Genomic DNA, 6,522 nt, shown 5'->3' on the forward strand with positions numbered 1-6,522 from the left:
TGTCGTGGTACCCACATTAACCCCTAAAACATCACCTGTTGAATTAACTGTGGCTACAGTAGGATCTGATGACAACCAAGCATTTGATGCTGCCGGAGGATTAGTAGATGACAATGTAGTAGTCGCACCGATACAAGTTGTTAATGTTCCCGAAATTGTCGGTAAAGCATTAACGGTTACCGTTACCGTTGTCGAACAACCATTGCTATTGGTATAAGTAATATCAGAAGTACCAGGATTAACTCCTAAAACATCTCCTGCTGAATTGACTGTAGCTACAGTAGGATCTGATGACAACCATGCATTTGTTGCAGCAGGTGCCGCTGATCCTGTTAATCTGATTACTGAGCCTTTACACACCGATAAAGCCCCTGAAATAGTTGGCAACTGATTAACCGCAATGGTCATAGGTGTCGTAGAGGCACACTGTCCCGCATCCGGTGTAAAAGTATAAATAGTGGTGGCCGTGTTATCCAACGCCGGAGACCAGCTTCCGGTTATACCTTCATTGGATGTTGTTGGCAGGGCCGCTAATGTTGTTCCTGCACAAATTGTAGCTACTTGGGTAAAGGTAGGCGTGACCACCTGGTTTACTGAAATGGTCATTGCAGTTTGAACCGAACACTGACCGGCATCTGGTGTAAAGGTATATATGGTTGTAGCGGTATTATTCAAAGCCGGATTCCAAGATCCTGTTATACCCTCATTGGAAGTTGTCGGTAATGCTGACAACGTTGCTCCTGAACAAATTGGTGCAACTGGCGTAAATGTCGGCGTCACATTAGGTGTCACCACAATAGTCATTGTAGTCGAAACTGCACATGGTCCAGGGTCAGGTATAAAGGTGTAAATCGTGGTGGCAGTATTGTTTAACGGCGGTGCCCAAGATCCTGTTATTCCTTCGTTGGAAATTGTCGGCAATGCCGTTAACGTTCCCCCTGAACAAATTGGAGCCACCTGTGTAAACGTCGGTGTGACATTAGGTGTTACCGTAATAGTCATAGGCACTGTAGTAGCGCACTGTCCGGCATCCGGAGTGAAAGTATAATTGGTTGTGGCTGTATTATTCAAAGCCGGAGACCAAGTTCCCGTTATACCTTCATTAGACGTTGTTGGCAGGGCCGCTAACGTTCCGCCTGAACAAATTGTCGCTACCTGAGTAAAGGTAGGTGTAGACGGCGGGTTTACTGTTACAGTTGCAGTATTGAAACATCCATTACTGTCTGTATAAGTAATAATTGCTGTTCCCGGTGCGACTCCTCCTACTTCGCCGGAAGAGTTAACCGTTGCTACAGATGTATCTGATGAGGACCAACTACCAGAAGAAGAAGCTCCTGCAACCGTCAACTGAGTTGTTGAACCAACACAAGTTGATAGTGTCCCACCTATAGCAGGACGAGGATTTACAACTAATTGGAAAGATGTAGTCCCGAAAACTCCCGAAGAAGCCACGCTTTCCATTCTTACATAAATTGTCTGTCCTGAACTCACGAAATTCTGGTCCTGACCAACTGCATTACCTGCAGGAATTAAAGCACTGTTTAAAGAAGTACCATCAGCACTGGCTAAAGTCGTATGATAAGTAATTATATAATCGGCGGCCTGATTTTGCGTTCCTAAAATTGAACTGTCTTGTTGCGTTAAATCGAATGATTCTGTTGTATTTCCATCATTGTCACAAACCAACATATTTGCTGGTTGAACAGGAGTCGAAGGACAGTTAACATTTAAATCAAAAGACAACACCTTGACACAACCTTTTATCAAATCTTCAACTCTTACCCAAATAGTTGTACCTCCCGGAGCGGGATAACTAGTAGTACTCCCTGTTATAAAATCAGCATACGTCATTTGTGCACTCTCCAAACTAGTATGGTAACTAAGCTCATATTTAGTCGGATCCAAGTTGTTCATTATTGACGTTCCATTTGACGTAAAATCCCAATTATAACTTGTTGCCCCTGGATTACAAGCATTTGATAAATTAATTGGAGGACCTGTAGCTATGTCAATCAAATTAACAGTTACTTCATCTGAAACCTGATGGGAAACTGCAGGATCACATGAAGGATAAGTAGCAGTCACCGTATAAGTAGTGGTTGCATTAGGAGTAACTGTAATTGTTTGCCCAGTATCTACAATGTTTCCTAAGTTATCTTTCCATTGAATAACCGGATTCACTAAAGTCCCAGTTGGAGTAAATCGCCATGATTCGTTATTAGCAGACCAAGCTCCTGTATTTCTCCCTATAGGAAAAGCACCTACAGTCCCGTTACTGTTTTGAATCCCCAGCACTCCTTCTCCATTTCGCCAACTAAGACAAGGCACTCTTCGCGTCACATTTACATCAATAATATTAGTACTCTCATAAAGCACAATCTGGCTGGACTGTGCCCCTACGGCAGCGTCATTTCTACAACTGAAGCCATATTGAGCCACCTCTGAAATATTTAGAACAAACATTCTGTTAGGATAAGTTCCTATTGTAAAATAACTAATTTTAGGGTGTGCAAAGGAATTACTGATACCTGGGTAAATATCCTGAGAAACTCCATGGATAGCATTTGCATAAGGTAAATCTCTATCGTCAGTTGGGGTATGGGGGATTGTACCCGTCATCATATAACCGCAATTGGCTCCCGGAGTATACATTCCTCCCGGAACAACGCCATTAATACTAAAGGTTATTACTCCATTAGTGCTAACCAAACATTTTGAGTACGAATTTCCGTAAAAACAAAAATTAAAATCTTGCGCGTCTGCTCCTTTCAAGTCAATAACACCAGACCAATAATCATCAGTAGTTAAGTCTGTTGTAATAGTGGGTGGTATTACAGTACCAAAAGGAATCGATGATACCGCATAACCTGTTGGCTGTTTGACTTGACTATAATTACATGAAAGTGTTACACTCTGTCCCGGATTACACATAGCCGTAGGAGTTACCGCATTTACCTGTATCACGGTAGGATCAGTTACTACCTGTGCCTTGACAAGAAATGATAAAAATCCAAAAAGGATTAGTAAGTATTTTTTTTTCATAATTAATTGGGTATTTGGCTGTAAGAACGCAAAAATAACACAAATAAGCACAAAACGTGAAATTTTATTAACTTTAACATAACACAAAAAGACACTAATTTGTTATTATTTTTAACAAACCAAGCGAAACACCTTTAAAAATACGTTTTCAGGTAACGGTCGCACACAAAAAAAGCTGCATTAAAGCAGCTTTTTATAACATTTTTTTATATTTTAACGTTTCATGGAAAAATGCGCTTTAAAGATGCGATCCTCTTTATTTACACCGTCCTTAAATTTAACCGTAAACCAATAATCGGTAGATGGCAGTGGGTGTCCGTTATATGTTCCGTCCCAACCTTCTCCTGTTGTAGCAATTTGTTTGATTAATTTTCCGTAACGATCAAAAATGAAAATCTCTGCATTAGGCTGATCCTTCAAATCCCAAATATTCCACGTTTCATTATAGCCATCTCCATTTGGCGTGAAAAAGCGAGGATAATCAATCACGAAGATGTTTTGGATTAAATCAGTACATCCTTCAACATCAACCACATGAACTACATGCAAGCCCTGGAGAACACCCGTGAACACATTGGAAGCCTGATAAGCCCCGCCATCTAATTGGTATTCAAAATTACCCGAGCCTCCGGTTACTACTGCCGTAATAGTCGGATCATTACTGAAAGCTTCGTTCACATAAAGATTTAATGCTTGTGCCGGATGAGATTCAGTCACAGTAACTTCTACCGGATGAGAAACACAACCTGTAAGCGAGTTCGATACAAGTACCGAATAATCCCCTTGTTGATCGGCAACATAAGTATTACTTGTTGCTCCCGATATTTCCTCACCATTGAAGAACCAAACAAAATCATAATCAGTATTGTTTAATCCGGTATCCAATGTATGCGTAGACAACACAGAACCTGTATTCGGATCAACACAGATAGAACCATGCTGAAGTTGCGGTTGTGGCAACGGATTTACCGTAAATTCAATAGTAATAGGTGTACCGATACAACCGTTGGCGCTTGGAGTTATAGTATAAGTAACTGTTCCTGGCGTATTCCCAGTTGTTTCCAACACCTGACTAACTGGTAACGGATTAGCATTTCCACTTCCGTCTGAAGCCCCTGTCACTCCGTTTTGTTCTACTGTCCAAGTGAAAGTTGTGCCTGGGATATTCGGGAATAATGCAAACTCCGCAGAATCACCGCTACAAATTACTGTTTCAGACGGATCCCCAAACACTTCCGGCATCGGATTCACCAATACAGTTACTGTTACAGGCATTCCGGCGCATCCGTTGGTATGAGGAGTAATTATATAATCTACCGTTCCCTGCACAAGTGATACCGTTGATAAGGTTTGTGTAATACTATTACCAGTTCCTGAGGCTGCACCATATACACCTGTTTGAATAACATTCCAAGTGAAAGTGGTATTTGGCACATTACTAATCAATACAATATTAGTAGCAGTTCCTGAACAAACTGTCTGGTTTAAAGGACTAGCCTTAACAACCGGGATTGGATTTACAGTAATTGTTATCGATATCGGTGTCCCAAGACATCCGTTTGTAACAGGAGTAATAGTATATGTTGCCTGACCTGGTAAATTACCAGCGACTGTCAATACTTGAGAAATAGAAGTTCCTGTCCCACTCGTTGCTCCAGTCACTGTATTTTGAATTACATTCCAATTATAAGTTGTTCCCGGTAAACTGCTGCCCAAATTGATAACCGCCCTCTCCCCGGAACATATACTCGTTGCTGTAGCTGTCGCACTGATTATTGCCCCCGGTGTCACGGTTATCGTAACACTAACAGGCGAGCCAGAGCAACCATTAAACATCGGAGTCACAGTATAAGTAGCTGTTCCTATAGCACTTCCTGTTGCTGTCAGCACCTGAGAAATAGTGTTTCCGCTACCTGCAGTTGCTCCTGAAACACCTGCCTGGGTTACTGTCCAAGAGTATGTCGTTCCTACTATATTACTGTTTAATGCAATTGTTGTTAATTGTCCCGAGCAAATCGATTCTGAAGTCGGTGTGACAAATATTACAGGTATAGGATTTACGATTATTGTCACAACTATTGGCAAACCAGTACACCCGTTGGCTGTTGGAATAATGGTATATACAGCTGTTCCTGCAGTTAATCCTGTCGTTGTCAACACTTGTGAAATTGAGCCACCTGTTCCATTGGTTGCACCTGTTACACCTGTCTGCACAACTGTCCACGCATAAGTTGTTCCAGCAACAGCACTTGATAAAACTATGCCGGTTGCCGACCCTGAACAAATAGTTCTTGATGCTGGTGTTGCCACTACATTTGGTTGCGGGTTAATAGTAATAGTAGCCACACTCACATCATTGATACATGGAGCGGTTCCGGTTAAACTGTATTGGAAAGTACTGCTTGTTGCTCCGACGGCCGACACAAAGGTTCCTGCTGCCGCGTTGAACGTTCCGCCAGTTCCTGTTAATCTGGTCCAGGTTCCGCCTGTTTGCTCTCCGGTGATTAAGCTGAATAAGTCAATCGATGCTGTATTGGAATCACAAATTGTTGTGGCTCCGTCGGTTCCTGCATTTGGCTGTGGATTGATATTGACCGTAGCCACACTCACATCATTAATACATGGTGCGATTGCTGTTAAACTGTATTGGAACGTACTGGTTGTTGTGCCCGGTGCAGGTACAAAAGTTCCTGCTGACGCGTTGAACGTTCCGCCTGTTCCTGATAATCTAGTCCAGGTTCCGCCCGCTTGCTCTCCGGTGATTAAGCTGAATAAGTCAATCGATGCCGTATTGGAATCACAAATCGTTGTGGCTCCGTCGGCTCCTGCATTTGGCTGTGGATTGATATTGATCGTAGCCACACTCACATCGTTAACACATGGAGCAGTTCCTGTCATAAAGTATTGGAAAGTACTGCTCGTTGAACCTGGTGCCGGTACATAAGTTCCTGCTGCCGCGTTGAACGTTCCGCCGGTTCCTGTTAATCTGGTCCATGTCCCGCCTGCTTGCTCTCCGGTGATTAAGCTGAATAAGTCAATCGATTCTGTATTGGAATCACAAATTGTTGTGGCTCCGTCGGCGCCTGCATTTGGTTGTGGATTGATATTGACCGTAGCCACACTCACATCGTCAATACATGGGGTGATTGCTGTTAAACTGTATTGGAACGTACTGGTTGTTGTGCCTGGTGCCGGTACAAAGGTTCCTGCTGCCGCGTTGAATGTTCCGCCTGTTCCTGATAATCTGGTCCAAGTTCCGCCTGTTTGCTCCCCGGTGATTAAACCGAATAAGTCAATCGATGCTGTGTTGGAATCACAAATCGTTGTGGCTCCGTCGGTTCCTGCATTTGGCTGTGGATTGATATTGACCGTAGCCACACTCACATCGTTAATACATGGAGCAGTTCCTGGTAAAAAGTATTGGAATGTACTGGTTGTTGTGCCCGGTGCCGGTACAAAGATTCCTGCTGCCGCGTTGAA

Annotated in this window: 2 protein-coding genes; both read right to left on the bottom strand. The window is 42.9% G+C overall.

The genetic code is table 11. The features are described from left to right. On the bottom strand, window positions 1-3,042 hold a 3,042-nt coding region (locus FEDK69T_RS15545), incomplete at its 3' end, for an Ig-like domain-containing protein (protein WP_211234596.1). Between the two features lie 213 nt (window positions 3,043-3,255). Next, window positions 3,256-6,522 (bottom strand): PKD-like domain-containing protein (locus FEDK69T_RS12590; RefSeq protein ID WP_035656411.1); only part of this gene is annotated, 3,267 nt, incomplete at its 5' end.

It is taken from the genome of Flavobacterium enshiense DK69 (genome assembly GCF_000498495.1).
Classification (GTDB): Bacteria; Bacteroidota; Bacteroidia; order Flavobacteriales; family Flavobacteriaceae; genus Flavobacterium; species Flavobacterium enshiense.